Source organism: Streptomyces sp. NPDC086787, from assembly GCF_044745865.1.
In the GTDB taxonomy this organism is placed as follows: Bacteria; Actinomycetota; Actinomycetes; order Streptomycetales; family Streptomycetaceae; genus Streptomyces.
The window spans coordinates 237,513-262,113 of the sequence record NZ_JBIVBC010000002.1; the positions used below are offsets into that span (position 1 = coordinate 237,513).

Below are 24,601 nucleotides of genomic sequence, written 5' to 3' on the forward strand. Positions count from 1 at the left end.
CCGGGCGCCCCTCGCGGTCCGTGCGGGACCGCTACTCCTCCACCTGCACCTTCTGCGCCGCCGGTGCCGCGCTCCCGTTGAGAGCCGAAGTCCCGCCCGGGCTCCGGCCGTTCTGGTTCTGGCCGTTCTGGTTCATCGAGGACAGCAGCTGGCGGGCCAGCCCCAGGCCGGTGCCGCCCATGGTGAGCGCCTTGGCGAACACGTCGGCCATGCCGTCGGCCCCGTTGAGCAGCACCATGTTGTCGACGTTGCCGAACGCGGACGCGCCCGCCTTCACGATCTCCGGCCAGTTCTCGGCGAGTTGCTGCGCGACGACCGCCTCCTGGTTCTCGGCGAGGGCGGCGGCCCGGGCCTTGATGGCCTCCGCCTCCGCGAGACCCTTGGCCCTGGTCGCCTCGGCGTCCGCCAGACCCTTGGCCTGTGCCGCGGCCGCCTCGGCCTCACCGGTGGCCCGGGTCGCCGCGGCCGTGGCCGAACCCCGGGTCTTGGTCGCCTCCGCCTCGGCGCCCGCGGCCGTCTTGACCCGGGTCGCCTCGGCCGCCGCCGCCAGTTCCGTCTCCTTCGCCTTGGCCTGGGCCGCCGAGATCCGTACGTCACGCTCGGCCTCGGCCAGCGTGCGCTTCTCGTAGGCCTTCGCGTCCGCGGGCTTGCGCACGTCCGCCTGGAGTTGCTGCTCCCGCCGGTGCGCCTCCAACTCGGCCACCCGCGTCTCCTGGACCACGACCTCCTGCCGGGCGGCCGCCCCGGCGAGCGGACCGGCCTGCTGGGCGTGGGCCGCCGCCTTGTCCCGCTCGGCCTGGTAACCGGCCTGAAGGATCTCGCTGTCCCGGGTGGCCTCGGCCATCCGGGCGAACGACTGCTGCTCGGCCTCGGTGGCGAGACGGTTGGCCTCCGCCTGCGCGATGCGCGCGTCCCGCTGGACGGCCGCCGCGTGCGGCATCGCCAGGTTCTGGATGTAGCCGGTCGGGTCCTCGATCTCGTGGATCTGGAGGGAGTCGACGATCAGGCCGAGCTTCTCCATCTCCGTACCGCACGCCGCCCGGGTCTGTCCGGTGAGCTTCTCCCGGTCGCGGATCATGTCCTCGACCGTCAACCCGCCCACGATGGAACGAAGATGACCGGCGAACACGTTGTGCACCCGCTCCGACATCATCCTCTGCTGGTCGAGGAAGCGGCGGGCCGCGTTGGCGATCGACACGAAGTCGTCGCCCACCTTGAAGATGACCACGCCTCGCACCTTCAGCGGAATGCCCTGGTGGGTCACGCAGTCGACCGACAACTCGGTCTCGTTCAGGTCGAGGGAGAGTTTGCGCACCGCCTGCACCCCGGGCAGCACCAGCGTGCCGCGACCGGTGACGATGCGGAAGCCCATGCCCTCTTCAATACCCTCGGTACGGTGCTTCGAGCCGGAGATGATGAGCGCCTCGTTCGGCTCGGCGACCCGCCACATCAACTTGAACACACCGATCAGTACGAGGACGGCAACGACCGCCGCCCCCGCAACGACGCCGACAACCATCGGCATACGCCCCCTTTGGATGGTGCCCTTTCGGCACCGAACGAAGGGAGTGTGCTCTCGCGGGGGCCCGTACTGAAGACGTTGACGGATCCTTGTCGCAATCTTGATACGTAGCTCTCACCTGCGGCGGAACGCGCTCAACTGTCGCCCGCGAGCAGGCTCAACCGCCGTACGCGGAAGTGACGTAGACGGTCCTCGGCGGCAGGTACTCCACCACCATCACCACCGTGCCCCGCTCGATCCGGTTCGCGCCGTCCGCGGCGTAGGCGAGGAAATGCTCCGCGCCCCCGCGCACCCGGACCATCACCTCTCCGACGAGTCCGGGCCCGATCGTTCCGGTGACCCGCCCCATGAGCCCCACCATCGACGCATCGTCCATGGCCACAGGGTACGGCCGGGCGCCGTCATGCCACCGGGGAGTCGGCGAACGTGTGGTCCGGCGGCCACAGTTCGTGCCAGCCCAGTCTCGACTCCAGCTGGGCGGCGAGGGAGACCAGCAGTGCCTCGCTGTTGGCCGGTCCGAGCAGTTGGGCACCGACCGGCAGTCCGCCCGCGACGAACCCGGCCGGGACGTTGACGCCGGGCCAGCCCAGGACGTTCCACGGCCAGGCGTACGGACAGGCGGCGATCATGGCACGGTCGGTGGCCAGACCGCTCAGGCCGTTCATCGCGCCGATGCGCGGCGGGGGAGCGGCTGTCGTCGGGGCGAGGACCACGTCGTACGACCCGAAGAACGCGCCGATCCGCCGGTGCAGCGCCGCCTCCGCGCGCCGGGCCACCCGCAGTGGGGCCCCGCCGAGCAGCCGGCCCAGCCGGGCGGCCTCCCGGGTGCGCGGGTCGAGCAGCGCGGGATCGGGGGTCTCCATGACGTACTCGGCGATACCGGCCGTGGCGCGCGGCACGAAGGTCAGCCCGATCTGACCGTAGGGCGGGTCCGCCTCCTCGACGCTGTGGCCCAGCGCCGCCAGCTCCCCGGCCAGTTCGAGGATCCGGGCCCGCACCTCCGGCTGGAGGCGGGCGGGTACGGCGGTGAACGGCGGCTTCAGCGACAGTGCGACGCGCAGCCGCCCGGGGTCCCGGCCCACCGCCTCCGAGGCGGTCAGCGCGGGCGGCCGGTGCGGGTCATGGGCGTGGTTGCCGCTCGCCGCGTCGAGCAGCAGGGCCGCGTCGGCGACGGTCCGGGCCAGCGTGCCGTTGACCGTGATGCCCTGGAAGGCCTCGCCGCGCGGCCAGGTGGAGATGCGGCCACGCTGCGGCTTGATGCCGATCAGATGGGTCCAGGAGGCCGGGATGCGTACCGAGCCGGCACCGTCCGAGCCGAGCGCGGCCGGGACGAGGCCCGCGGCGACGGCCGCCGCCGAACCACCGGACGAACCACCCGGAGTGTGGTCCGAATGCCAGGGGTTGCGGGTGTCGCCGAACGCGGGTCCCTCGGTGAACGCCCACTGCCCCAGCTCGCAGGTGTTGGTCTTGCCGACGATCACGGCACCGGCCGCGCGCAGCCGCCGTACCGCCTCGCCGTCCTCGGCCACCGGCGGGAAGTCGCCCGGACAGCCGAACGCCGTGGGATGGCCCGCCACGTCCATGTCGTCCTTCACCGCCACCGGCACCCCGAGCAGCGGCCGCCCGGCCCCGGCGGCTCCGGCGGCCAGTTCCCGGTCCGCCGCCTCCGCTTCGGCGAGCGCCGCCTCGGCCCGGACGATCCGGAAGGCGTTGAGGGAGCCCTGGGTGGCCGCGATGCGGGCGAGAGTCTGTTCGACCAGCCGACGGGAGCTCACCTCCCCCGCGGCGAGTGCGCGGGCGGACTCGGCCAGGCCCTGGGCACGGTCGAGCGTCATTGCGGGACCACCTCCGGATGCACGATGTCTACCGGAGAGTAACTCCCAGAAGTGCGGCCGAGTAAAGGTTTCACGCAGGTGGCATTCGGCCGTGTCGGCCGACCGGTCTACCGGCCGTGGGCCAACCGGCGCATGGTCAGAGCCAGTTGCAGCCGGAATCGGCCCTGCGGGGTGCGCAGCTGCCAGCCCAGCAGGTGTTCGGCCTGGGTCAGCCGGTCCTGGAGCGTGGAGTGGTGCACGTTGATCTCGGCGGCCGCGGCGCGCAGGCTCGCCGTCGACACGACCGCGTGCAGCGTGCCCGGCAGCCAGGGGGCGTCCGCCGCGGCCGCGTCCACGGCCCTCACGTCCGCCGGCGGCTCGGCACCGGGTGCGACGAGACCGGCGAGCAACGCGATATCACCCAACTCGTCGGCCCACACCACCCGTTGACCAGGATCGCGAGCGTCGCCCCCGGCGGTGAACCGCAGTGCCGTACGGGCGGCGGCCCAGGAGCGGGGGAGGTCCCGTACCGGCACGGCGGGCCCGGCCCCCACCCGTCCGGGCGGCAGGCCGGGGTAGGCGGTCCCCCTGCCGTCCGCCGGGGCGGCCAGGATCCGGGGCGGGCCGTCGGACGTCGCGATCGCCCGCGCCCGGACGCCCGGGTCGGTGGTGTCCAGGCCGAGGCTGCGGGCCGCGCGCAGCCGCGCCGGTTCGGGCGCCGAGGCGTCCAGCACCGTCTCCACCAGCGCCGGATCGTCGGCCGGTGCGGCCGGGGCACGGCCACGGGTGCGGTCGAGCACGGTCCGCAGGGCAGCGGCCGCCCGTTCCAGGATCACCGCGTCCACGACGTTCGGGCCGGGCTCGGCCCGCTCCAGCCACAGCGCCTCGGGCCCGTCGGGCGCCAGCGGCGCGGACGGCCACACCGGGTCGGGCACCCCCTCCGGCTCCACCCGCCTGCCGTCCGGCTCCACCCGCATCCTGACCCGCCGCTCCGCGTCGACGAGCCGCGCCGGCCGCCCGGACAGTACGGCGGCCCCGCGCACCAGTGCCTCCAGACCGGCCCGCGTCTCGACCAGGCTGTCGAAGTAGGCGATGACCCGTACGGCGGCACCGGCATCGGGATCCAACGCGGTCAGCCGTCCGGCCAGTTCTTTCATACCGTCATCATGCGACATCGCCATTCCGTTCGATGACTCCCGACCGGCGTCGACGGCTTCCTCGCGGGCGGTCGACGAAGGAGCCGCCCCGCACGGCTCCGGGCGACCGGATCCGGGCCGCGTTCATCGGGGTGCCGGGGCCCGCCGTGGTCAGCCGGCCAGCAGCCTTCGCAACCAGTCCAGGTGGGCCGCCCGGCACGAGCGGGAGATCGCCGCCTGGGGGACGAAGCCGTCGAAGCCGTGGAAGCCGCCCGGCCAGACGTGGAGTTCGGCCACGCCGCCCGCCTGCCAGATCCGCGACGCGAAGTCGACGACCTCGTCCCGGAAGGTCTCCGCCGAGCCGACGTCGAGGAAGGCGGGCGGCAGCCCGGACAGGTCGGTGGCGCGGGCCGGGGAGGCGTACTGCGAGACGTCCGGGCCACCCCGTCGCTCGCCGAGAAGGGCGGTCCAGCCGGTCTCGTTCGCCGTACGGTCCCAGACGCCGACGCCCGCCATCTGGTGGCTGGACGGGGTGTCGTTGCGGTCGTCGAGCATCGGGCTCATCAGCAGCTGCCCGATCGGCCGCGGACCACCGCGGTCCCGCAGCAGCAGGGCGAGGGCCGCGACCAGGCCGCCGCCCGCGCTCGCACCCGCGACGACGATCCGCTCGGGGTCGCCGCCGATCTCCTCGGCGTGCTCGGCGGTCCACAGCAGACCCGCGTACACGTCGTCCACCGGCGCCGGGTACGGATGCTCCGGTGCGAGCCGGTACTCCACCGACACCACCACCGCGCCCAGTTCCTCCGCCCACGCCAGCGGGAAGTCCACACCCACCCTGTTGTTTCCGACGATCATGCCGCCGCCGTGGACGTGGTAGACGACGGGCAGCGGACCGTCGGCCGCGGGGGCCACCGGCCGGCAGATCAGCAGCGATATGGCGGGCGCGCCCTCCGGTCCGGGCACCTCCCGGTCCTCCACCTCGAACGTCCCGTCCAGGGTGAGGTCCATCGCCCCGAGCAGGTCCATGGCCGGACCCTGCCGGATGGTGTCGATCTCCTCCAGGGTGAGCCCCGGCGAGACGAGGTCCTTCATGGCGTCCAGGGCGGCGGCGAGTTCCGGATCGAACGGGGGCGGCGGTGCCGAGGTCATGCCTACTCCTTGCGGGGTGGTCGTCGTAGCGGCTCGTACGACCATGATCCGCGCCCGGCGGCCGGTCCGGGGACCGCCGGGCGGCGGGAGCTGACCGCCGCACGGCGGGATCCCGCTCGGACCCCGCTTCAGGAACGCTGGAGGAGGCCTCCCCGATGAACCTCCAAGTCCTAATGTCACACCTGTCGTTGGGTGCCCTGGGCGGAACGGAGACGGACATGCGGGTGGGCGTGCACATCAACCGGTTCAACCATGCCGCGGGCGCTTCCGCGCTCGCCACCGAACTGGCCACCGCCGGCGCCGCGGCCGAGGCGGCGGGGGTGAGCTGGCTCTCGGTGATGGACCACTACTTCCAGATGGAGATCAACGGCGGCGCCGAGGACCCCATGCTGGAGGCCTACACCACCCTCGGCTATCTCGCGGGCCACACCTCCACGGTCCGCCTGGGGGCCCTGGTGACCGGTGTGACGTACCGTCACCCGGGCCTCCTCGCCAAGATCGTCACCAGCTTGGACGTGCTGTCCGGCGGCCGCGCCACGCTGGGCATCGGCGCGGCCTGGTACGACCGTGAGCACCACGGTCTGGGTGTGCCGTACCCGCCGCTCGCGGAGCGGTTCGAGCGGCTCGAGGAGACCCTGCGGATCTGCCGGCAGATGTGGGACCCGGAGAACGACGGACCGTTCGAGGGGACGCACTACCGGCTCGCCGAGACACTGTGCGTGCCGGGGCCGCTCAGCACCCCGCACCCGGAGATCATGATCGGTGGTACCGGGGAGAAGAAGACCCTGCGGCTGGTCGCCCGGTACGCCGACGCCTGCAACCTGATCGCCACGTCACCGGAGCAGCTGCGGCACAAGCTCGACGTGCTGCGCGGGCACTGCGACTCGCTGGGCCGGGACTACGACACGATCCGCAAGACCATCGGCTACATGGGCGGGTCGGCCACCGCGGAGGACCTCGACGCGTTCCTGGGCGACATCGGCGGCTACGCCAAGCTGGGCATCGACACCGTCGTCGTCTTCCCGTTCACGGGCGAGCCGGCGGGATGGATCGAACGGTTCGCGGCCCCGGCGGTCGAGCGGCTGGCCGAGCTGGATTGACGGGCATGCGTGAGGGGCCGCGGCTCCGTGAGCCACGGCCCCCGAGGCGCTCGTACGGGGCGGGGTCAGGCGGTCGCGCCCACGGTGCCGTGCAGGCGCGCGACCACCTCGGTCAGCTGGGCGGCGACCTCGGCGTCGTCCGCCGGGTGGGTCTCGGCGAAGCGGGTCACCGAGCTCGGGATGGACAGCTTGGCGTCCTCCAGCACCTTGCCACCGGCTATGCCGACCGCCTTGCGGACCTCGTCCTGCGCCCACACGCCGCCGAACTGGCCGAACGCGGTGCCGACCACGGCGACCGGCTTGCCACCGAAGGCCCCGGCGCCGTAGGGACGGGACAGCCAGTCGATGCCGTTCTTCAGGACGGCCGGGATGGTGCCGTTGTACTCGGGGGAGAAGAGCAGGAACGCGTCGGCGCCCCGCGCGGCCTCGCGCAGCCGGGTGGCGGCCTCCGGGACGCTGCCCTCGGCGTCGATGTCCTCGTTGTAGAAGGGGATGTCGCCGAGGCCCTCGAACAGCGCGATCTCGACGCCCTCGGGTGCGTGCTTGGCGGCTGCCTCGGCAAGCTGGCGGTTGGTCGAACCGGCGCGAAGGCTGCCGACGAGCGCGAGGATGCGAACAGACATGGGGGACTCCAAGGGGCTGAAACAGTGCCGTTACGATCCGGACCGAGGTCCGTTTATTGTTGTACCACCCTAACCGGACCGCGGTCCACTTTTCTTCCCCGTGCTTTACGCTGTGTTCATGCCCAGCGCGCCGCCGCCCTTCCCGAAGCCCACGCAGCCCTCCGAGGACCCCTTGACCGCGCCGCGGCTGCTGGAGGTCGGCATGGGGCCCGCTGAGCCGGGCCTGCGCGCCGACGCGGCCCGCAACCGGGCCCGGCTCCTGGAGGCCGCCGCCCTGCTCATCGCGGAGCACGGTGTCGCCGGAGTCACGATGGAGGCGGTGGCCGCGGCGGCCGGAGTGGGCAAGGGAACGGTCTTCCGGCGCTTCGGGGACCGCACCGGACTGCTGACCGCGCTCCTCGACCACACGGCCCGGCGGCTTCAGGCCGACTTCCTCGGCGGCCCCCCGCCACTGGGCCCGGGGGCGCCCCCGGCCGAGCGGCTGCGGGCCTTCGGCGTGGCGGTGCTGTACCGCGCGGCGGAACAGCTGGACCTCCAGCTCGCGGCCCAGCCGGAGGCGGAGCGACGCTTCTCCCACCCCTCGGTCCAGGCGCTGCACACCCATGTCGTGATGCTGCTGCGGCAGATCCACCCGGACGCCGACTGCGACCTCCTGGCCCGACCGCTGCTGGCCTGTCTGGATCCGGCCCTGATCAGCCATCTGACACGGCAGTGCGGCATGCCGATGGAGCGCCTTGAGGCGGGCTGGAACGATCTCGTCGACCGCATCGCCCGTACGGAGACGCCCGCCTGACGTCGCGTACGAAGCGACCACCGGTCAAGATCACTCAGAGGCTCTGCCAGGATGCGGTACGTCATGGTGCAGATACCGAACACGCCCCCGCCCGCGTCGCCCGCACCGCGAGCCGTCCCCACCAGCGCCGATGTGGCCCGCCTGGCCGGCGTCTCGCACGCGACCGTCTCCTGCGTCCTCAACAACACCCGCGCCGCACGCATCAGCGAACCCACCCGCCGCCGCGTCCGCGAAGCCGCGAAGGAACTCGGTACGTGCCCCACGCCGCCGCCCGCACCCTGCGCGCCGGACACAGCCGCATGGTTCCGATACCCACCCCGGCCGCTTCCGTCGGCCGGCTCTACGGCCACTTCTCCGACGAACTCCAGCGGGCTCTCGGCCGCCTCGACAACCGGTGGTGCAGTACGGCCCCGCCGGGCCGCACGACGACGAATCAGCCCACGGCTGGGCCGAGTTGCGGCCGGTCGCGGCACTCGTGCCCGGCACCGGACTCGGCCCCCGGGGAGTGGCCGTGCTCAAGCACGCCGGCGCCCACCTCCTCGCCCGCGGCAGGCGCCGGATCGGCGTGGTCGTACCCACGGAGCCCGGCCTGGAAGTGTTCTCCCGGGCCCGCCTGGAAGGCGTGCGCCGGGCGCTGCGAGGCACGGACGCCACGGTGACCGAGCTTCCCCTCACCCACGAGGAGCGCGCGTCCGCCGGACTCGCCGCTCGCTGGCGGGACATGGCCCTGGACGCCGTGTTCGCCCACAACGACGAGTACGCGATGCTCCTGATGCGCGCCCTCCAGGACGCAGGCGTCCGCGTCCCCGAGGACACGGCGCTCGTCGGCGCCGACGACCTGATGCTCGGGCGACTGCTACGGCCCCGGCTCAGCACGGTCCGTGTCGCACTGCCCTCCGCCCGCGACCTGGCCGAACTCGTCGACCGCGCGGACCGCGACCCCGCCACCGCCCCCGAGACGCACCAGGTGCTCGGGGCGACCGTGGTGCACCGGGACTCCAGCCGACGGCCGGAGCCGCCGAAGAACCTCACGCCCCGGCAGAGGCCACGGCCACCGACACCCGGGGGGGAGTACCGGGCGTGCGTACTCCCCCCGGAGGGTCACCTGACCCGGAGAGTCACTCGCCGCTCTGCCCGGCCTGCGCCTGCTGCTCGGCGACTTCCTTGCGGACCTGCTCCATGTCCAGCTTCCGGGCCTGTCCGATCACGTCCGTCAGGGCGGCCTCGGGCAGCGCGCCCGCCTGGGCGAACACGGCGACCTGGTCACGGACGATCATCAGCGTGGGGATGGACTGAATGCCGAAGGCCTGCGCGAGCTCCGGCTGGGCCTCCGTGTCCACCTTGCCGAACACCAGGTCCGGGTTCTCCTCGGCGGCCTTCTCGTAGACCGGGGCGAACTGACGGCACGGCCCGCACCAGGACGCCCAGAAGTCGATCAGGACGAACTCGTTCTCCGTGACCGTCTGGTCGAAGTTCTCCTTGGTCAGCTCCACAGTGCTGCTCATGCGTGATTCCTACTTCCTGCCGTGGGGGCGATCCGTCCCGAAAACCGTCCGCACAACACGGCGACCCGGGTACCTATTCCGCGCGCGTACCCATGTGGCCGACACGCACACCACCCACCACACTGGGCCCATGACGGAAACGGAATCCATCGCGTACGACGTCGTGGTGCTCGGGGCCGGGCCCGTGGGGGAGAACGTGGCCGACCGCACCCGCGCGGCCGGCCTGTCCACCGCGGTCGTGGAGAGCGAGCTGATCGGCGGCGAGTGCTCCTACTGGGCCTGCATGCCCAGCAAGGCACTGCTGCGGCCGGTCATCGCCCGCGCCGACGCCCGCCGCCTGCCAGGCCTGGGCCAGGCCGTCCAGGGCCCCCTCGACACCTCCGCGGTCCTTGCCCGCCGGGACTACTTCACCTCGCACTGGAAGGACGACGGCCAGGTCGACTGGCTGGACGGCATCGGAGCCGTCCTCCACCGCGGCCACGGCCGTCTCGCCGGGCCCCGCACGGTCACCGTGACCGGCCCGGACGGCGAGGTGACCACCCTGACCGCCCGGCACGCGGTCGCCGTCTGCACCGGCACCGGCGCCCAGTTGCCCGATCTGCCCGGACTCGCCGAGGTGCGGCCCTGGACCAGCCGCGAGGCCACCAGCGCCCAGGCCGCCCCCGACCGGCTGATCGTGGTGGGCGGCGGCGTGGTCGCCACCGAGATGGCCACCGCCTGGCAGGCCCTGGGATCCCAGGTCACCCTGCTGGTCCGCGGCAAGGGTCTGCTTGCCCGCATGGAGCCCTTCGCCGGCGAACTGATCGCCGAAGCGCTCTCGGAAGCGGGCGTCGACGTCCGCACCGGTACCTCCGTAGCCTCCGTCACCAGGGAGAACGGCACGGTCGTGGCCGTCACCGACGCCGGTGACCGCGTCGAGGCCGACGAGATCCTCTTCGCCACCGGCCGTGTCCCGCGCACCGGCGACATCGGGCTCGACACGGTGGGCCTGGAACCCGGCTCCTGGCTTCCGGTCGACGACAGCCTCCGCGTCACCGGCAGCGAATGGCTCTACGCGGTCGGCGACGTCAACCACCGCGCTCTCCTCACCCACCAGGGCAAGTACCAGGCCCGCATCGTCGGCGCCGCCATCGCCGCCCGCGCCCAGGGCGACCCGCTCCTCGACCCGGCGCCCTGGGACGCGTACAGCGCGACCGCCGACCTTGCCGGCGTGCCCCAGGTCGTCTTCACCGACCCCGAGGCCGCCGCCGTCGGCCTCTCCCTGGCCGAGGCGGAACAGGCCGGCCACCGTGTCAAGCCCGTCGACGTCGAGTTCTCCTCGGTCGCCGGCGCGGGCCTGTACGGCGACGGATACCGGGGCCGCGCCCGTATGGTCGTCGACCTCGACGAGGAGATCCTGCGCGGCGTCACCTTCGTCGGCCCCGGTGTCGGCGAACTCATCCACTCGGCGACCGTCGCGGTCGTCGGCCGAGTCCCGGTCGACCGCCTGTGGCACGCAGTACCGTCCTACCCGACGCTCAGCGAGGTGTGGCTGCGCCTCCTGGAGGCATACCGGGACGCCTGACCGGCCTCAGGGGTCAGCAGGGGTTCTCAGCGTCCGGGCAGTTCAAAACCGAGGGCCTCGGCGGCGGCTTCCGGCGTGGGCTGCGCCCAGCGCTCCGCGACCGCTTCGCCGGACGACAGCGAGCGGAGTTCCGCGCGGTCGAGGTAGAGCATGCCGTCGAGGTGGTCGGTCTCGTGCTGGACGATCCGCGCGGGCCAGCCGCTGAACACCTCGTCGACCGCGCGGCCCCGCTCGTCCTCGGCGACGAGCCGCACCTCGGTATGCCGGGCCACCACCGCCTGCCAGCCCGGGACGCTCAGACAGCCCTCGAAGAACGCGGCACGCGCGGGGCCGACCGGCTCGTACGACGGGTTGACGAGGGCGCGGAACGGCTGCGGCACCCGGCCCCGTGCCAGCCGTACCGCCTCCGGCACGGGTGCCGGATCCTCGATGACGGCGATCCGCAACTCCACCCCGACCTGCGGTGCGGCGAGCCCGACGCCGGGTGCGGCACGCATGGTGACCCGCAGTGCCTCCACGAAGCGTGCGAGCAGGGCGGGCGCCAACTGCCCGTCGAACGGCTCGGTTCCACGGCGCAGCACCGGGTCACCGGCCGCGACGATGGGCAACGGGCCACCGGTGGTGAGGAGTTCCTCGACACGCTCGGTGAGGGACGGACGTGAGCCGTGCTCACGGAAGGTTGCCATCACGTCAGCATGCCACGGCCGCGGCCAGCTCCGGTTGGGCCAACCCGTGGATTGCCTTCTCGCGTGGCCCAACGAGAACCGGTCCGGGTGGACAAAACGTAAAAATCACCACAAGTGTTGCGGTAAGCAGGGAAAATGAACTCTCCCCGAAGGGACAGACATGCGCAACATTGGCGGGCGGCGGCTTCGGGCCGCCTTCGCGACCGTGGCCGCCGCCGCGGCACTGGCCACGGTGCCGGCCGGAGTGGCCAGTGCCGTCGGTGGCGGTGGCGGTGGCGGCGGTGACAAGGAAACCGTTCTGGAAATCACGACCGAAGCCACCGACAGGTACGGGTTCCCGCTCACCGACGTTCCCGTCGGCCACGGGTTCGGCATCGCCGGCAACAGCACCTCGACCGCAACCGGTGGCGCGTACGGAACGTTCGGGTCTGCCTGCGTTGTGCAGCGGGTCGAGGAAACCTACCTGGTCACGAACTGCGTCGAGACCTTCGAGACCCCGCGCGGGCAGATCACCACGCAGGGAATCAAGAACGAGCCCACCGACGAGTCGCCGCTCGAATTCAAGGAAGCGGTGACGGGCGGCACGGGCGACTTCGCCCACGCGACGGGATACGCCTGCTTCGAGGAGCAGTCGGACCACAGCTACCGCATCACCTTCCACCTTCAGCTCGACAACCGCTGAGAGGCGGGCTCTGTCGGCGACGGGCTCGCTCGGACGACACCGAGCGAGCCCGTCGCCGTTCACCGGCGGCTGTTCGTCGGTGCCTTGTTCGTCGGTGCCTTGTCCGGCGGGGACTGTTCGGCCGTGGCGCTGAAGGTGCGGCGGTACGTGGCAGGGGACACCCCGAAGGCGGTTCTCATGTGCGCGCGCAGGGAGTTCGCCGAGCCGAATCCGGCACGGTGGGCGACCAGGTCGACCGGCAGGTCGGTCGTCTCCAGCAGTTGCCTGGCCAACTCCAGGCGCTGCGCGGTGAGCCACTGCACCGGAGTCATCCCGACCTCGTCGCGGAACCGCCGGGTGAAGGAGCGCAGACTCATCCGGGCGTGCTCGGCGAGCTGGGCGAGGGACAGCGGTTCGCCGAGCCGCTCCAGGGCCCAGGCGCGGGTGGCGGTGGTGCTGGCGACGGTGGGTTCGGGAACCGGGCGGTCGATGTACTGGGCCTGTCCGCCGTCCCGCCAGGGCGGTACGACGCACATGCGGGCGGCCCGGTTGGCGGCGGCCGCGCCGTGGTCGCGGCGGATCATGTGCAGGCACAGGTCGACACCGGCGGCCACGCCCGCGGAGGTCAGCACGTCGCCGTCGTCGACGAAGAGCACATCCTCGTCGACCTTGACCGCGGGATAGGCCCGGCGGAACTCCGGGGCCAGGTTCCAGTGAGTGGTGGCGGGCCGGCCGTCGAGCAGCCCGGCCGCGGCGAGCACATAGGACCCGGTGCATATGGACACCAACCGGGTGCCGGGCCGGATGCCGGCGATGGCCGCGGTGACCTCGGGGGGCAGCGGGCCGCCGTGGCCGAGTTCCGGCATGGCGTGCGTGGGCGGGATGATCACGGTGTCCGCCGCGGCGAGGGCCTCGGGACCGGCCGCGGGCTGGACGGTGAAGCCGGCGTCGCTGAGCACGGGGGCGCCGTCGGCGGTGCACACGGTGACCTTGTAGAGCGGGCGGCCCTCGGCGTCCTCCACGCTGCCGAAGACGCGGGAGGGGATGCCGAGTTCGAAGGGTGGGACGCCGGGCAGGGCGAGCACCGCGACCCGGTGCCGTCGGGGCGCTACCCGCGCCGCGCCGGCCGCTTTCGGCCGGTGGTCCCGTTCTGCCGTCCGGTCCGGCTCGTCCGTCACGGTCGCCGTCGGTGTCGCACTCATGGCCAGATCCTGTCACATGGTGGCCCGACGGCCAACACCACTGCGGGCCGGTCTGCCGGATCGTGGACCGTGTCGCACCGGGAGACCTCCCGGCGACGAGCTGATCCGATACGGGTCGAATACGTGACGAAAGAAAGGCGCGGATCATGCGTGCGGTGGTCGTGGAGCAGTGGGGCGGACCCGAGAACCTGGTCGAGCGGGAGATCGAGCGCCCGGAGCCGGGACTTGGCGAGGTTCTGGTGCGGGTGCACGCGGCCGGAGTGAACCCGGTCGACTGGAAGACCCGGGCCAGCGGCGGCCTCATCGAGTGGGGCGCCGTGCCGGCGGTGGGCTGGGACGTGTCGGGCACGGTCGAAGCCGTCGGTCCCGGCGTGGGAGTGTTCCGTCCCGGTGACGAGGTCTTCGGGATGCCGCTGTTCCCGCGCCAGGCGGGTGCGTACGCCGAGTACGTGGTGGCACCGGCCCGGCATCTCGCCCCGAAGCCGGCGGCCCTGACGCATGTGGAGGCGGCGGCGCTGCCTCTCGCCGCGCTGACTGCCTGGCAGGCTCTGGTGGACGCGGCCGACGTGCGCCCCGGCGAGCGGGTGCTGGTGCACGCGGCGGCCGGTGGGGTCGGCCACCTGGCGGTGCAGATCGCCAAGGCGCGTGGCGCGTACGTCATCGGCACGGCCAGCGCCGGTAAGCACGAACTGGTGCGGGAGCTGGGCGCGGACGAGGTCGTCGACTACCGCGAGGTGCGGTTCGAGGACGTGGTCTCCGATGTCGACGTGGTCCTGGACGGACTCGGCGGGGAGACGGCCGAGCGCTCCCTGAAGGTGCTGCGGGCCGGTGGCCGGCTGGTCACGCTGCCCGGCCCGGACGACGTACCCGCCGCCCAGGACGGTGTGCGCGCGATGTGGGTCCTGGTCGAGCCGGACCACCTCGGTCTGCGTGAGATCGCCGCCCTGGTGGATTCGGGCGCACTGAAGCCGGTGATCGACACGGTTCTGCCGCTGGCGGAGGCCGCGAAGGCGCACACGATCGGCGAGCAGGGCCGCACCACCGGCAAGATCGTCCTGACAGTCGCCTGACCGCGGCTCGGCGGGGAGCGCGGGCGCGCGGGCGGCTCTGGACATACCGTTTCCCTCATGAGCAATGAATCTCTCCAGCAGGACGTGCTGCGCACGCTGGGTGACGATCGACTCACGGAGATGGCGGGAACCCTCGGGACCGACCCGTCAGGTGTCCAGAGCTTCGTCTCCTCCACGCTCTCCGCCCTGGACGGTGATCTGCCTGCGGACACCACGGACGAGGTCCGTCGCGCGGTAGCCGACTCCGCGGCGGAGGAGCCCCCGCTGCAGGGAGTGGCGGCGTTCGGCGGGCTCGGTGGCGGGCTGGGCGGCGGGCTCGCGGCCGGTGTCTTCGCCAAGGTGGCCCGTCCCCTTGCGACGGCGGTCGCCAGAAGGACCGGTCTGCCGGAGGCCACCGTCCGCCGGGCCCTCGACATGCTGCTGCCGGTGGTCCTCGCGGCACTGACCAGACGTGCCGCGAAGACCACGACACGCGGCCCGGGCGTGTGACTCTCCGCAACCTCCTCCGCGTAGGGAAGGCGGGTACCGATGTCTGCTCTGCGCCCCGAGAACCTGCCGAAGCTCGATCTGCCCACGGACGCGGAGCTCGACGCGCGGACCGCCGGGTTCCTCGAGTCGCTGCCGCGGATGAATGTATGGCGGATGATCGCCAGGACCGGCGTGGTCCGCGAGTACCAGGCGGTTCTCGCGGTCATGTTCGGACCCGACTGGATTCCCGGCGCCGACCGTGAGGTCATCGCCCTGCGGACCTTCCGGCAGAACGCCTCCGACTACGAGATCCCCCAGCACTTCGTCCTGGCCGAGTCCGCCGGAATTCCGAGAGAGGCCACTCGGGCCGTGCTGGACGACCAACTGGACCGGCTGGAGCCCTGGTTCCGGCAGCTGTGCCACATGGTGGACAGCATGTCCGGCCGGGCGAAGCTGACCGAGGAGCAGGTGGGGGAGCTCGTGTCCCACTACGGCAGTCAGGACAAGGCCGCGCAAGCCATCATGACCATGGCCTGGTTCCACATGCTGACGCGCTTCGTCGACTCGACCGGGGTCCCGGCCGACGAGGGACCTGATGCCTACGCCGGGCTGTCGACGCCCGCCGGAAAAGGACAGTGAGGGTGGGGGAGCCGGGGGTCAGCGGGCGCTGCCGAGGTTTCGGTCGCCCTCGGCGCCCTCGAGCATGAGGGTGGTCTCCTCGAGTCGGCAAAAGCGTCCGTCGGGGGCGAACTCGGCGAAGACGTAGACCTCCATGCGGACCGTGGAGCCGTCGGTCTTGGTGACGTCGACGGTGTGGCGGTCGGCGTAGAGGTTGCCGTCGGCCAGTTCGTCGTGGACCTCGACCGTGCCGCGGGTGACCACCTCGCGCAGGTGGGCGATGTGGGAGAGGAACTCCGCCCGGTCCGCCCAGCTTCCGTCGGTGCGCTGGCGGTAGTCGGGGGCGAAGTGACGGTCCGCGGCCTCGTCCAGGTCGAGTCCCGGGGTGAAGAGGAGATCGGTGAGGGCGGTGCGGATGTCGGTGCGGTTCATGGTGCTTCCTTCGGTGGGCGAGGCAGGGCCCCGCGGAGATTGCGTGCGTTGCGCACACATGTGAACTGTAGCGCATGCGCGTGCGCAGCGCACGCTTATGTGGGTGGCTACGGCGAACCCCGTCAGGGGGTGACCGTGAACGGTCCGCGGTCGACGCAAGTCGCGTCCGCGCTCGCATTCGCTGCCTGCCGACCCTTGATCTCCACACGTGCGCCGGGCCTGATGGTGTCGTACACCCACTTCGCGTCGGCGGGTGCGAGGGCGATGGCGCCGAAAATCCTCGTCCCGGTGACACCGACGTCAGGGACCGGGTCCAGTTCGATGGTCAGCAGCCGCTCGTGGTGACTGCGGTCGGTGAAAGTGACCACCCACTTCCTGGAGGTCCCGTAGCGGTTGCCGTGGCTGAGCCGCACGGCGGGGTACTTGGCGGTGACGGTGACCGACGTCTCGCCGATCGGGCAGGACGCCAGCGGCGCGGCGACGCGGAACTTCCGGCCCTCGACGACCAGCGTGTGGCCGTCCAGGTCGACCGTCACCCGCTGGACGGGTGTCGGGGACGTCGCGGGGGGCGCGGTCGCCTTGGTCGTGGAGCCGAGTGCGCCCGAGGTGGCGGCGGTGAGGGCCGCCGCTGCCAGCGCGGTGGTGCAGATCAGAACGCGTCGGTCGCGGCGGCGGCGCTGCGCCCGGCTCCTCGCCTGCGCCCCCGTGGCCGGCGCCGCGCTGTGCGCGGCCAGGCCATGGAGCCGGGCCGACAGTTCCGTCTCGGTCAGGGCATACGGTGGCGGCTGGTCAGACACGGGCTTTCTCCGTCGAGTGGGTTTCCTCGCTCACCAGGTGAGTGGCGAGCGCCGTACGGCCGCGTGACAGGCGGGCCTTGATGGTGCCGACGGCAGCGCCGGTCTCGGCGGCTATCTGCTCGACGCTCAGATCGCACAGGTGATGCAGCACGATCGCGGTCCGCTGGGCCTCCGGCAGGCGTCGCAGAGCGGCGACCAGCGCCACATGGTCCGGGCTCGGTTCGGGCACCGGCCGCGGCACGGACTCGCTCCGGACCAGTTCCCACCAGTGGCGCGCCCGCCGCCAGCGGCTCATCGCCAGCCGGTGCGCCACCGTGCGGATCCATGCCTCGGGATCCCGTTCGCCGGTCAGGACGGACGAACGCCGGTCCCAGGCGCGTGCGAACGCCTCCTGGACCACGTCCTGGGCTTCGGCGTAGTCACCCGTCAGGGCATACAGCTGGCCCACCAGACGTGGGCAGGCAGCCGTGTAGAAGACGTCGAACTCGTCCTCGGTCACCTTGTCGTGCTCTCTTCTTGCGGCGCGGTGCGCGGTGCGCAGGGCGCGGTGCGGGCCGGCGAAAGGGGGTCATGCGGTCGTGGTGGTGCCGGCCTCGCTGTGTTTGAGCCATTCCTTCCAGGTCAGGTTCCAGTCGCCGTAGCCGTTGCCGGGGGCGACGGTGGCCTTGTCCGAGCCGGTGACCTTGATGACGTCGCCGACGATCACCTGATCGTAGAAACGCTTGGCGGTGCCGTCGTCGGCGAGGCCGACGCAGCCGTGGGTGACGTTGCGGCGTCCGGCCTCCGTGTTGGCGCGCTTGTTCTCGTGCACGTAGGTCCCCGACGTCGTCAGGTGCAGGGCCCAGTTGTAGATGTCGCGGTATATCTTGCCGAGACCCACGGTCTGCGAGTCCATGAGCACGCTGGACTGCTTGTCCATGACGACCATCGTCCCCTTCCAGGTGTCCGTGCCCGGAGCTCCGGCGGTGATCGGGATGCTCTTCGACTTCCCGTCGGTGCGGACCGTCATCATGTGCGTGTCGGTGTCGACCGTGGCGACCAGGGACCGGCCGACGGTGAAGTGCCGTACGCCGTGCGAGCCGAGGCGGAGGGTGACCCGGGTGCCGGACTGCCAGTAGGTGGTGCTGGGGCGGAAGTCGACGCGCTGCCCGTCCAGGAGGTTGCGGTCCTTCACCCAGCTCCACGCGCCGGTCGTGCCGGACGAGGTCTGCACACGCAGCCAGCTCTCCACGGCCTTGCGTTCGGCGGTGGGCACCGGCTCGGGGAAGGTGACGGATATCGGCAGGCCCACCCCCACCTTCTGCCCGTCGGATATGTGCGCCCGTGCCTGCGCGAGCACGGCGGGCTCGGGCAAGGCCGGAGCCGGGCGAGCCTGGGCCGCCTCGCCCTTTCCGTTGCTGCTCCCGCCCGAGGCCTTCGCGGCCGCTGCCGCGGAGGCCGCGGCATCCGGTGCGTCGGCGCCCGGCTGCGCGCCGACACCCGAGTCGGTCGAGCAGCCGACGGCCGAGAGCAGAGCGGCACAGGCCACGACAGCAGCGCCGAGACGGCCGGTGGTCCGACCGGCCGAACGGTTCACGTACATGAAATCCCCCAGGTGAGGTGCGGTATCGCCTCTAATACGCACGGGCCTGGGGGCGGGTTGCATCGAGAACTGATCTTTTTACCGGCGCAGCAGCGGGAGCAACCGGCGGGCAGCGGGGTCGCAGGCGTCAGCGTGGGGTGAAGGTGCCGCGGGTCCGAGCGAAGACGGTGCAGGGGCCGCCCAGGAAGTGCTCCTCCCGCAAGGGCGCGAAACCCAGGCGGCGCGCCACGGTGACCGAGCGGGTGTTGCCGTGGCGGATCATCGCGGTGATCTGCTTGAGGTCCAGCGCGTCGAAACCCCAGGTCAGGACCGCCCGCCCCGCTTCCGAGGCATAGCCGTTGCCCCAGTGGCTCCGAGCGAAGATCCAGCTGACCTCGGTCTCGTCGAACTGCTTCCACCAGTTGAGGCCCGAACGGCCGATCGCCTCGCCGCTGCTCGCCAGTTCGACGGCGCACAGACCGTAGCCGCGCTGGGCCCACTGCCGCTCGGTCTCCTGCAGCCGTGCGGCGGCCAGCTCGGGGGAGTAGGCGCCGACGAACCGGTTCACCTCGGCGTCGGCGTGCAGGCGCACCCACCAGTCGGTATCGGCCTCGGTGAGGGGGCGCAGTCGCAGGCGGGGAGTGGCGAGCGTTCCCGGCGTGACGAGCACGGCTCTTCAGCCCTCGCGGTCCTTGCACTCCATGGTCACGAGTATCCGCCCGAACAGGAGTACGCGCGAAGTACCCCGCTACTTCACCGCGGTCAGTGACGCGTACACCACGACATTGCTCAGGTAGCCGGTGCGTTTGGTGTAGCGGCCACCGCAGGTGATCAACCGGAGTTCGGGCCGGCCGGAACCGCCGTAGACCTTCTCGCTGGGGAACTTCTGTCTGTCGTAGAGCTCGACGGCACGGACGGCGAACACCGCTGTCCGCCGGTCCGCCCGGGTGATCTCGATGGTGGCGCCCTTGGTCAGGGCGCCGAGGCTGTAGAAGACACCGGGGCTGCCGGTGGGGGTGTCCACATGCCCGGTGGCCACGGCGGTCCCGGCCGAGCCGGGAGCCGTGCCGTCGCCGTACCAGCCGGCGAAGCCGGGTTTGTCAGGTGGCGGGGTCCGTAGCGCCCCTGCCGCATCGAGGCCCACCGGTGTCATCGGAGCATTCACTCCGATGGCGGGGATCCGGAGCCTTACCGGATTCGCGGGGGGCAGCGGACGGACCGTGGGGCGGGCGGGGCCCGCAGAGCCCGCAGAGGTCGAGAACGCCTTGGCCGTCGGGGGTCGTGGTGGTTCCGCTTTGTGCACCCCGCTGATCAGCAGCACCGCGCCTGCCGTCGTCGTGCAAGTAAAAAGGAGCACTGCGGGGTTGAACGGATTTCGGGAAGCGCCGGTGTGGGGCCTGAGTGTCATCGCGGTCGAGCCCTTGCTTCACGGTGGGTGCGTTGCTGCGGGTGGTGCACGCCTGGGGCGTGTCCGCAAAGTCCCGCCTGGCGGACACGCCCTGGCGGTCACCGGATCGGTCAGGTTCGGTTGTCGGTCGGGCGGCGGCGCATCCGGACAACGCCCCCGGCGGCGGCCGCGACGAGCAGCCCACTGCCCAGGGCGAGCCGCATGCTCTCCGGACTCGTGTCCTCGGACGGTCCGAAGCCCGCGCTGACCGAGCCGGTCGGAGAGCGGCCGGTGACCTGGTAAGTCTCCGTGACCTTGGTCAGTGGCGGACACTTGAGGGTGATGGTGTCGCTGCCGGGCCCGGCACCCTCCGGGATCTGGAACTGGCCGGTCAGTACACCCTCCTCGTCGCCCGCGAAGAGTTGGAAGTCTCCTCCCATCTCCGACCGGCCCTTGCCGAAGTCCGCGTCAGGGTCGCAGGCACTCGTGCTGACCGTGACGGTGGAACCCGGGTGGGCATTCCAGGGGTCGATGCGGACATCCGAGTCGTCAGCGGCGGCAGCAGCCGGGATCTGCAGTCCGAGGGCGCCGAGAGCCAGGCCGATACCTGCGCTTATATGTGTGTAACGCATCCGAATCCTCCAACGGAACAGTGTCCAGCCTGTCTGCGTGGCGCCTCTCTTGTGTTCCGTTCACGAGGCAACCGACAGCGCGTGGGTTCCGCAACCTGACGAGTCGCCAAATGCCTCACCCATTGGGGGTGCGCGACGTTCCCGCTTGATCACTTACGCAGGTCACCGAAGTGAAGATCATCCATACCGATCACCCGTCAACCCGTACCCGTAGCGGTGAATGCGACCGGCGGCCCGCCCTGCCGGATCAGCGACGAGGGCCGCGTGGATTCCGGGTCCGTCTAGGAACGAATCTGTCCTGGTTGCTGCCTACTGTCGTCATGTCACGAGGAACCAGAGGAACCGCAGGAACCATAGGAGAGGACGACACCGATGACTCGGACTGCACCCGAGGGCTACACCAGCGTTGCGCCGTGGGTGGTCACCGACGACACCGGCGCACTGCTCGACTTCATCACCGCCGCGTTCGACGGCGAGGAGCTCGCACGGGTGGCGGTCGAGGACGGCACCATCGGTCACGGCGAGATCCGAATCGGCGACACGGTCGTACTGGCCTTCGACCGGCGGCCCGACTGGCCGGTCATGCCCTCACTGCTGCGGGTTCATGTTCCGGACGCGGACGCCGCCATGGCTGCCGCTGTCGCACACGGGGCGGTAGTGATCACCGAGGCCGCCGACAGCGCGTGGGGGGACCGCGGCGGCAGGGTGCGGGACCCGTTCGGCAACATCTGGTGGGTGATGACCCGGGTCGAGCACATCGCACCGGACCTGGCCTGGCAGCGCATGTCCGAGCCGAAGTACGCCGAGGCGATGCGCACGGCCCAGGAAACCCTGGACGCCGCGCTCAGCGGCCGGGAGACAGGGGTGGCCAGCACCCCGCAGCGCCCGACCCACTGAGACCAACTGCCGACCCGGCCGCGGACGACGGGACTGGAGGGCCGGCAGCCACATCCTCGGCTCTCAGCCGTGGGAGCCGCTCCTGGTGCGGCCGAAGCCGACAGCGATCCCCTCCAGGGACTGCACCCCCTCCACATCGGTGGCGGGTACCGCCCTGGCCAGGGCGAAGTCCAGCCCGTTCGCATCCTGTTGCGGCCCGCCGGCCGTCTGTGCGTTCGCCATGCCCATCCGTGCCGCACTCGTGCCCGCGTCGAAGGGTCCCTCGATGCTGCCCCAGCTGTAGTGGGAGTCGCGCACCGTGGCGAGGAGTACGAGGTCACCGGCCGCCAAGCTCCCGGTGGGGCGGCTGCACACCCAGATGGCATCCCTGACGCCGGGCAACTTCACCGCGCATGTCGCCCCCTGTGCCGCGGTCACCTGGGCGGTGCCCGGCACGTACAAGGTGATCTGCAGCTGCACCGTTGACGCCCCTGTGGGTGGCGGAAACTGGATCACGCTGGTGTTCTGCACGTACGTGCGCAGGACGCCTTCAGCGGCGTCCTGCGCGCCGTCCGCCCGAGCCAGCACGCCGGCCAGCAGCAGCGAACCCGAATCCGCCGCGCGGGTGTGCCCGGGAGAGGAGGAATCGGCGTGGGCAGCGGCCAGGAGAACAGCCGGGAGCAGGCTCCCGGCCAGGACCGCGCTCACTCCACGCCGAGATCTCAGACGGGAAAGCATGCACCACTCCTCAGGGGCGGATCCGAGCGGACACGAGCCGCCTGCGCTTGGCACAAAAGAACCAGCGCCGTACAGGCTCGCGACCGGCGCCGCGCCGCAGCGGTCCCCGCACGTCACTCGCACGGATGCCGAGGATGCGGCCGGCGTCGGAGTTCCTGACCATGGGGGCGGTCGACGGGATCGGTGCCGCACGGGGGCTTGGGGAGGGTGACCGTACCGGGTTGGCAGCTAGTGGCCATACGGGTCGGCCGGGTCGGCAGTTGGATCGACAATGTTGCAACTCTGACCGTTTCAAGGGGTGTTGCATCGATGCTTGCTGCTGTCTATCACGGGAGACGCGATGTCCGGGTGCAGGAATGGCCCGACCCGCGTCCGCCCGCCCGCGGGGAACTCCAGTTGCGGATTCTGCGGGCCAGTATCTGCGGGACCGATGTGGAGGAGTACGTCTCGGGACCGCATCTGATTCCGCTCACCACGCCGCACGTGGCGAGCGGACACGCCGGTCCGCTCGTGCTCGGCCACGAGATGGTCGGCCGGGTGATCGAGGTCGGCGCGGACGTCACCGGATTCGCCGTCGGTGACCTCGTGGTCCCCGGCTCCGGAGTCTCCTGCGGGACGTGCCGGTGGTGCACCGCCGGCCGGACCAACCTCTGCGCGACCTACTACACGATCGGGCTGCACGCGGACGGCGGTCTCGCCGAACGCGTCAACGTGCCCGCGCGCATCACCCGCGCCGTCGGAAACCTCTCGCCGGACGTGGCGATCATGGCCCAGCCGCTCGCCGTCGCCCTGCACGCGGTGCGGGGGGTCGAGGCAGGTCCGGGGCAGCGTGTCGTCGTGATCGGGCTCGGCGGCATCGGCTCGCTGGCCGTGGCCGCCTGCACGGACCGGAACATCGAGACGATCGCCGTCGACGTCTCGGCGGCCCGCCTGGACATCGCCAAGCGCAGCGGCGCCTCCGTGCTGATCGACGCGTCCCAGGAGGACGCGGCCGCAGCGATCCGCCGCGCCACCGGCGGCGACGGCGCCGACGTCGTCATCGAGACCTCCGGTGTGCCGGACGGCCTGCGGACCGCCATGCGGGGGGTGAGCCGGGGTGGCCACATCCGGCTCGTCGGACTGCACCGCGACCCGTCGCCGCTCGATCTGACCCGCCTGGTGCTGGACGAGATCCGGATCTCCACGTCGAAGGTCCACATCTGCGACCAGGACCTTCCCGCGGCGCTCGCCCTGCTCGACCGGCACCCGGAGATCGCGGCCACCTCCGTCGACTCGGTCATCGACCTCGCGGACTTCGTTCCCGGCGGCATGGAGCGCATGGCCGCGGGCGAGGCGGCCGGCAAGGTCGTCGTCCGGATCTAGGGTTTCGCGGTCCGGTTCTGTTCCTACGGCCGCCCTGGACGGCGTGCTGACCCGGGCATGCCGTCACCGGCCGGGAAACGGGCGGGCCTCGGCCGATGTGACCCTCGCTCCGCTCCGCACACCGTGCAGGACCTGTGCGAGTACCTCGGCCCCGCGCACCACGCGGGGTCCGGGGCGGTTGAGTAGGAGGGGCCGTCGAGGCTCGTCGCACAGGTCTGCGTGAGAACCAGGTCCGGGCGCAGAGCACCAGTGCCTCGGTGTCCAGCGAGAAACCGGACGGGAACGATGTCTGCTCCTCATTCCGCGCGGCGTGGTTTGTGGCGGGCGACTTGTAGGCGGACCTCGGTGGGCATGTCCGGCAGACCGGTGGATCGTAGGGCGGTTCGGAGTGGGCCTTCGCACAGGGCGGAGAGCGTGGCGCCGGGTGCGCCCCGAGGGACGAGGGTGAGTCCGACGCGGGTACGGGGACGGCTGTGTCTGCCGGTGATGCGGACGGCCGCATGGGCAACCCCCGGCAGAGCGCCCACTTCGCTCGCCATCGCGTCGCTGAGTGCGCGTTCGCGCAGTTCGACGCCCTCTTGTGGGGGTGTGCCGCCGACGGACAGTGCTCCAGGGCGGCGTCGGCCCAGTTGGGCGAGCAGCCACCACAGGGCGAGCAGCGCGGTGACGGCGAGGGCGGCGATGACCGCGGGCCACCACCACCAGCCCTGGCTGCTCCAGTCGGCCCGGTCGGCGGAGCCGAGCAGGACGTCGTCGGGGGTGGTCAGGGGCCAGCGGGCGAGTGGGGCCAGCGCGTGTCGTCGGTAGATGTCGAGCCCGGCGAACAGGATCAACAGACCGCCGCCGAGCAGTACCAGTCCGGCGAGGGCCAGCAGACCGCGGTTGAGTGCGTGTCGCGGCGTCAT

General features: G+C 71.7%; 27 protein-coding genes and 1 pseudogene. 10 read left to right on the forward strand and 18 right to left on the reverse strand.

Features of this window, described 5'->3' with window-relative positions; translation table 11 throughout:
- Window positions 1-31: 31 nt before the first annotated feature.
- The 5 genes from ACIPK3_RS07210 to ACIPK3_RS07230 form a co-directional block, all read right to left on the reverse strand.
- Window positions 32-1,525: an SPFH domain-containing protein gene (locus tag ACIPK3_RS07210; protein WP_402567068.1), complete on the reverse strand. Its 1,494-nt coding sequence runs from the start codon at window positions 1,523-1,525 to the stop codon at window positions 32-34.
- 154 nt (window positions 1,526-1,679) lie between these two features.
- A complete protein-coding gene (locus ACIPK3_RS07215) occupies window positions 1,680-1,898 on the reverse strand; it encodes a hypothetical protein (protein ID WP_402567069.1) in 219 nt (72 codons plus the stop codon).
- A 25-nt stretch (window positions 1,899-1,923) separates the two neighbouring features.
- Complete coding sequence (locus tag ACIPK3_RS07220) at window positions 1,924-3,357, reverse strand: amidase (RefSeq protein WP_402567070.1); 1,434 nt, start codon at window positions 3,355-3,357, stop codon at window positions 1,924-1,926.
- A 107-nt stretch (window positions 3,358-3,464) separates the two neighbouring features.
- Window positions 3,465-4,493, reverse strand: a complete 1,029-nt coding sequence (locus ACIPK3_RS07225; RefSeq protein WP_402567071.1) for a helix-turn-helix domain-containing protein — start codon at window positions 4,491-4,493, stop codon at window positions 3,465-3,467.
- Window positions 4,494-4,643: 150 nt separating this feature from the next.
- Window positions 4,644-5,621 (reverse strand): alpha/beta hydrolase, encoded by a 978-nt coding sequence (locus ACIPK3_RS07230; RefSeq protein WP_402567072.1) that lies wholly within the window; start codon window positions 5,619-5,621, stop codon window positions 4,644-4,646.
- Between the two features lie 218 nt (window positions 5,622-5,839).
- On the opposite strand from ACIPK3_RS07230, the gene ACIPK3_RS07235 reads away from it, so the two are divergent.
- Window positions 5,840-6,721, forward strand: a complete 882-nt coding sequence (locus tag ACIPK3_RS07235; RefSeq protein ID WP_402567073.1) for an LLM class F420-dependent oxidoreductase — start codon at window positions 5,840-5,842, stop codon at window positions 6,719-6,721.
- A gap of 65 nt (window positions 6,722-6,786) precedes the next feature.
- Here the strand turns inward: ACIPK3_RS07235 and ACIPK3_RS07240 are convergent, their stop codons facing one another.
- Window positions 6,787-7,344, reverse strand: a complete 558-nt coding sequence (locus ACIPK3_RS07240; RefSeq protein ID WP_402567074.1) for an NADPH-dependent FMN reductase — start codon at window positions 7,342-7,344, stop codon at window positions 6,787-6,789.
- A 100-nt stretch (window positions 7,345-7,444) separates the two neighbouring features.
- Here ACIPK3_RS07240 and ACIPK3_RS07245 point away from each other — a divergent pair, with 100 nt between their 5' ends.
- Together ACIPK3_RS07245 and ACIPK3_RS07250 are read left to right on the forward strand one after the other, a co-directional pair.
- Window positions 7,445-8,137: a TetR/AcrR family transcriptional regulator gene (locus ACIPK3_RS07245; RefSeq protein ID WP_402567075.1), complete on the forward strand. Its 693-nt coding sequence runs from the start codon at window positions 7,445-7,447 to the stop codon at window positions 8,135-8,137.
- 63 nt (window positions 8,138-8,200) lie between these two features.
- Window positions 8,201-9,140, forward strand: a pseudogene (locus tag ACIPK3_RS07250) (LacI family DNA-binding transcriptional regulator); the annotation flags it as partial.
- Window positions 9,141-9,255: 115 nt separating this feature from the next.
- Here ACIPK3_RS07250 and trxA read toward each other — a convergent pair.
- A complete protein-coding gene (trxA, locus tag ACIPK3_RS07255; RefSeq protein WP_402567076.1) occupies window positions 9,256-9,642 on the reverse strand; it encodes a thioredoxin in 387 nt (128 codons plus the stop codon).
- Window positions 9,643-9,772: 130 nt separating this feature from the next.
- Between trxA and ACIPK3_RS07260 the strand changes: the two genes are divergently transcribed.
- Window positions 9,773-11,206: a dihydrolipoyl dehydrogenase family protein gene (locus tag ACIPK3_RS07260; RefSeq protein ID WP_402567077.1), complete on the forward strand. Its 1,434-nt coding sequence runs from the start codon at window positions 9,773-9,775 to the stop codon at window positions 11,204-11,206.
- Between the two features lie 26 nt (window positions 11,207-11,232).
- On the opposite strand, the gene ACIPK3_RS07265 is transcribed toward ACIPK3_RS07260, so the two are convergent.
- Window positions 11,233-11,892, reverse strand: a complete 660-nt coding sequence (locus tag ACIPK3_RS07265; protein WP_402567078.1) for a peptide deformylase — start codon at window positions 11,890-11,892, stop codon at window positions 11,233-11,235.
- A 205-nt stretch (window positions 11,893-12,097) separates the two neighbouring features.
- Between ACIPK3_RS07265 and ACIPK3_RS07270 the strand changes: the two genes are divergently transcribed.
- Window positions 12,098-12,574, forward strand: coding sequence for a hypothetical protein (locus tag ACIPK3_RS07270; RefSeq protein ID WP_402567079.1), 477 nt, complete (start codon window positions 12,098-12,100; stop codon window positions 12,572-12,574).
- Window positions 12,575-12,633: 59 nt separating this feature from the next.
- Here ACIPK3_RS07270 and ACIPK3_RS07275 read toward each other — a convergent pair whose 3' ends face one another.
- Entirely contained in the window at window positions 12,634-13,755 is a 1,122-nt protein-coding gene (locus ACIPK3_RS07275) for a GlxA family transcriptional regulator (protein ID WP_402567080.1), read from the reverse strand.
- 146 nt (window positions 13,756-13,901) lie between these two features.
- Between ACIPK3_RS07275 and ACIPK3_RS07280 the strand changes: the two genes are divergently transcribed.
- From ACIPK3_RS07280 to ACIPK3_RS07290, 3 genes are read left to right on the forward strand one after another with little or no spacing between them, the layout of a single operon-like run.
- Window positions 13,902-14,825 carry an NADP-dependent oxidoreductase gene (locus tag ACIPK3_RS07280; RefSeq protein WP_402567081.1) on the forward strand — a complete coding sequence of 308 codons (924 nt, stop codon included), beginning with the start codon at window positions 13,902-13,904 and terminating at the stop codon, window positions 14,823-14,825.
- Window positions 14,826-14,882: 57 nt separating this feature from the next.
- Window positions 14,883-15,314, forward strand: a complete 432-nt coding sequence (locus tag ACIPK3_RS07285; protein ID WP_402567082.1) for a DUF937 domain-containing protein — start codon at window positions 14,883-14,885, stop codon at window positions 15,312-15,314.
- A 39-nt stretch (window positions 15,315-15,353) separates the two neighbouring features.
- Window positions 15,354-15,932 (forward strand): hypothetical protein, encoded by a 579-nt coding sequence (locus tag ACIPK3_RS07290; protein WP_402567083.1) that lies wholly within the window; start codon window positions 15,354-15,356, stop codon window positions 15,930-15,932.
- Window positions 15,933-15,950: 18 nt separating this feature from the next.
- Here ACIPK3_RS07290 and ACIPK3_RS07295 read toward each other — a convergent pair whose 3' ends face one another.
- The 7 genes from ACIPK3_RS07295 to ACIPK3_RS07325 all read right to left on the reverse strand — a co-directional run bounded on the left by ACIPK3_RS07295 (window position 15,951) and on the right by ACIPK3_RS07325 (window position 20,720).
- Window positions 15,951-16,343 carry a nuclear transport factor 2 family protein gene (locus tag ACIPK3_RS07295; RefSeq protein WP_402567084.1) on the reverse strand — a complete coding sequence of 131 codons (393 nt, stop codon included), beginning with the start codon at window positions 16,341-16,343 and terminating at the stop codon, window positions 15,951-15,953.
- A 122-nt stretch (window positions 16,344-16,465) separates the two neighbouring features.
- On the reverse strand, window positions 16,466-17,140 hold the full coding sequence (locus ACIPK3_RS07300; protein WP_402567085.1) for a hypothetical protein: 675 nt from the start codon (window positions 17,138-17,140) through the stop codon (window positions 16,466-16,468).
- The gene (locus ACIPK3_RS07305) at window positions 17,133-17,639 is read right to left on the reverse strand and encodes a SigE family RNA polymerase sigma factor (RefSeq protein ID WP_402567086.1); all 507 of its coding nucleotides are present in this window, start codon (window positions 17,637-17,639) and stop codon (window positions 17,133-17,135) included. Before ACIPK3_RS07305 ends, ACIPK3_RS07300 begins: the two co-directional genes overlap by 8 nt.
- A 69-nt stretch (window positions 17,640-17,708) precedes the next feature.
- Window positions 17,709-18,722 (reverse strand): L,D-transpeptidase, encoded by a 1,014-nt coding sequence (locus tag ACIPK3_RS07310; RefSeq protein WP_402567087.1) that lies wholly within the window; start codon window positions 18,720-18,722, stop codon window positions 17,709-17,711.
- Between the two features lie 127 nt (window positions 18,723-18,849).
- Entirely contained in the window at window positions 18,850-19,371 is a 522-nt protein-coding gene (locus ACIPK3_RS07315; RefSeq protein ID WP_402567088.1) for a GNAT family N-acetyltransferase, read from the reverse strand.
- A 78-nt stretch (window positions 19,372-19,449) separates the two neighbouring features.
- Window positions 19,450-20,109: a class F sortase gene (locus ACIPK3_RS07320; protein ID WP_402567089.1), complete on the reverse strand. Its 660-nt coding sequence runs from the start codon at window positions 20,107-20,109 to the stop codon at window positions 19,450-19,452.
- 110 nt (window positions 20,110-20,219) lie between these two features.
- Window positions 20,220-20,720 (reverse strand): sortase, encoded by a 501-nt coding sequence (locus ACIPK3_RS07325; protein ID WP_402567090.1) that lies wholly within the window; start codon window positions 20,718-20,720, stop codon window positions 20,220-20,222.
- A 372-nt stretch (window positions 20,721-21,092) separates the two neighbouring features.
- Between ACIPK3_RS07325 and ACIPK3_RS07330 the strand changes: the two genes are divergently transcribed.
- Window positions 21,093-21,617 (forward strand): VOC family protein, encoded by a 525-nt coding sequence (locus ACIPK3_RS07330; protein ID WP_402567091.1) that lies wholly within the window; start codon window positions 21,093-21,095, stop codon window positions 21,615-21,617.
- A gap of 63 nt (window positions 21,618-21,680) precedes the next feature.
- On the opposite strand, the gene ACIPK3_RS07335 is transcribed toward ACIPK3_RS07330, so the two are convergent.
- Window positions 21,681-22,334: a hypothetical protein gene (locus ACIPK3_RS07335; RefSeq protein ID WP_402567092.1), complete on the reverse strand. Its 654-nt coding sequence runs from the start codon at window positions 22,332-22,334 to the stop codon at window positions 21,681-21,683.
- Between the two features lie 348 nt (window positions 22,335-22,682).
- Here ACIPK3_RS07335 and ACIPK3_RS07340 point away from each other — a divergent pair, with 348 nt between their 5' ends.
- Window positions 22,683-23,696, forward strand: a complete 1,014-nt coding sequence (locus tag ACIPK3_RS07340; protein ID WP_402567093.1) for a zinc-binding dehydrogenase — start codon at window positions 22,683-22,685, stop codon at window positions 23,694-23,696.
- A 296-nt stretch (window positions 23,697-23,992) separates the two neighbouring features.
- Here the strand turns inward: ACIPK3_RS07340 and ACIPK3_RS07345 are convergent, their stop codons facing one another.
- The gene (locus ACIPK3_RS07345; protein ID WP_402567094.1) at window positions 23,993-24,601 is read right to left on the reverse strand and encodes an alkaline shock response membrane anchor protein AmaP; all 609 of its coding nucleotides are present in this window, start codon (window positions 24,599-24,601) and stop codon (window positions 23,993-23,995) included.

Bases quoted from the DNA above. Each gene is read 5' to 3' on its own strand.
- ACIPK3_RS07325 (WP_402567090.1), bottom strand. From the start codon at position 20,720: ATGCGTTACACACATATAAGCGCAGGTATCGGCCTGGCTCTCGGCGCC.
- ACIPK3_RS07265 (WP_402567078.1), bottom strand. From the start codon at position 11,892: ATGGCAACCTTCCGTGAGCACGGCTCACGTCCGTCCCTCACCGAGCGT.
- ACIPK3_RS07295 (WP_402567084.1), bottom strand. From the start codon at position 16,343: ATGAACCGCACCGACATCCGCACCGCCCTCACCGATCTCCTCTTCACC.
- ACIPK3_RS07275 (WP_402567080.1), bottom strand. From the start codon at position 13,755: ATGAGTGCGACACCGACGGCGACCGTGACGGACGAGCCGGACCGGACG.
- ACIPK3_RS07230 (WP_402567072.1), bottom strand. From the start codon at position 5,621: ATGACCTCGGCACCGCCGCCCCCGTTCGATCCGGAACTCGCCGCCGCC.
- ACIPK3_RS07285 (WP_402567082.1), top strand. From the start codon at position 14,883: ATGAGCAATGAATCTCTCCAGCAGGACGTGCTGCGCACGCTGGGTGAC.
- trxA (WP_402567076.1), bottom strand. From the start codon at position 9,642: ATGAGCAGCACTGTGGAGCTGACCAAGGAGAACTTCGACCAGACGGTC.
- ACIPK3_RS07235 (WP_402567073.1), top strand. From the start codon at position 5,840: ATGCGGGTGGGCGTGCACATCAACCGGTTCAACCATGCCGCGGGCGCT.
- ACIPK3_RS07280 (WP_402567081.1), top strand. From the start codon at position 13,902: ATGCGTGCGGTGGTCGTGGAGCAGTGGGGCGGACCCGAGAACCTGGTC.
- ACIPK3_RS07330 (WP_402567091.1), top strand. From the start codon at position 21,093: ATGACTCGGACTGCACCCGAGGGCTACACCAGCGTTGCGCCGTGGGTG.
- ACIPK3_RS07220 (WP_402567070.1), bottom strand. From the start codon at position 3,357: ATGACGCTCGACCGTGCCCAGGGCCTGGCCGAGTCCGCCCGCGCACTC.
- ACIPK3_RS07335 (WP_402567092.1), bottom strand. From the start codon at position 22,334: ATGCTTTCCCGTCTGAGATCTCGGCGTGGAGTGAGCGCGGTCCTGGCC.
- ACIPK3_RS07215 (WP_402567069.1), bottom strand. From the start codon at position 1,898: ATGGACGATGCGTCGATGGTGGGGCTCATGGGGCGGGTCACCGGAACG.
- ACIPK3_RS07320 (WP_402567089.1), bottom strand. From the start codon at position 20,109: ATGACACTCAGGCCCCACACCGGCGCTTCCCGAAATCCGTTCAACCCC.
- ACIPK3_RS07345 (WP_402567094.1), bottom strand. From the start codon at position 24,601: ATGACGCCGCGACACGCACTCAACCGCGGTCTGCTGGCCCTCGCCGGA.
- ACIPK3_RS07225 (WP_402567071.1), bottom strand. From the start codon at position 4,493: ATGAAAGAACTGGCCGGACGGCTGACCGCGTTGGATCCCGATGCCGGT.
- ACIPK3_RS07210 (WP_402567068.1), bottom strand. From the start codon at position 1,525: ATGCCGATGGTTGTCGGCGTCGTTGCGGGGGCGGCGGTCGTTGCCGTC.
- ACIPK3_RS07260 (WP_402567077.1), top strand. From the start codon at position 9,773: ATGACGGAAACGGAATCCATCGCGTACGACGTCGTGGTGCTCGGGGCC.
- ACIPK3_RS07290 (WP_402567083.1), top strand. From the start codon at position 15,354: ATGTCTGCTCTGCGCCCCGAGAACCTGCCGAAGCTCGATCTGCCCACG.
- ACIPK3_RS07310 (WP_402567087.1), bottom strand. From the start codon at position 18,722: ATGTACGTGAACCGTTCGGCCGGTCGGACCACCGGCCGTCTCGGCGCT.
- ACIPK3_RS07240 (WP_402567074.1), bottom strand. From the start codon at position 7,344: ATGTCTGTTCGCATCCTCGCGCTCGTCGGCAGCCTTCGCGCCGGTTCG.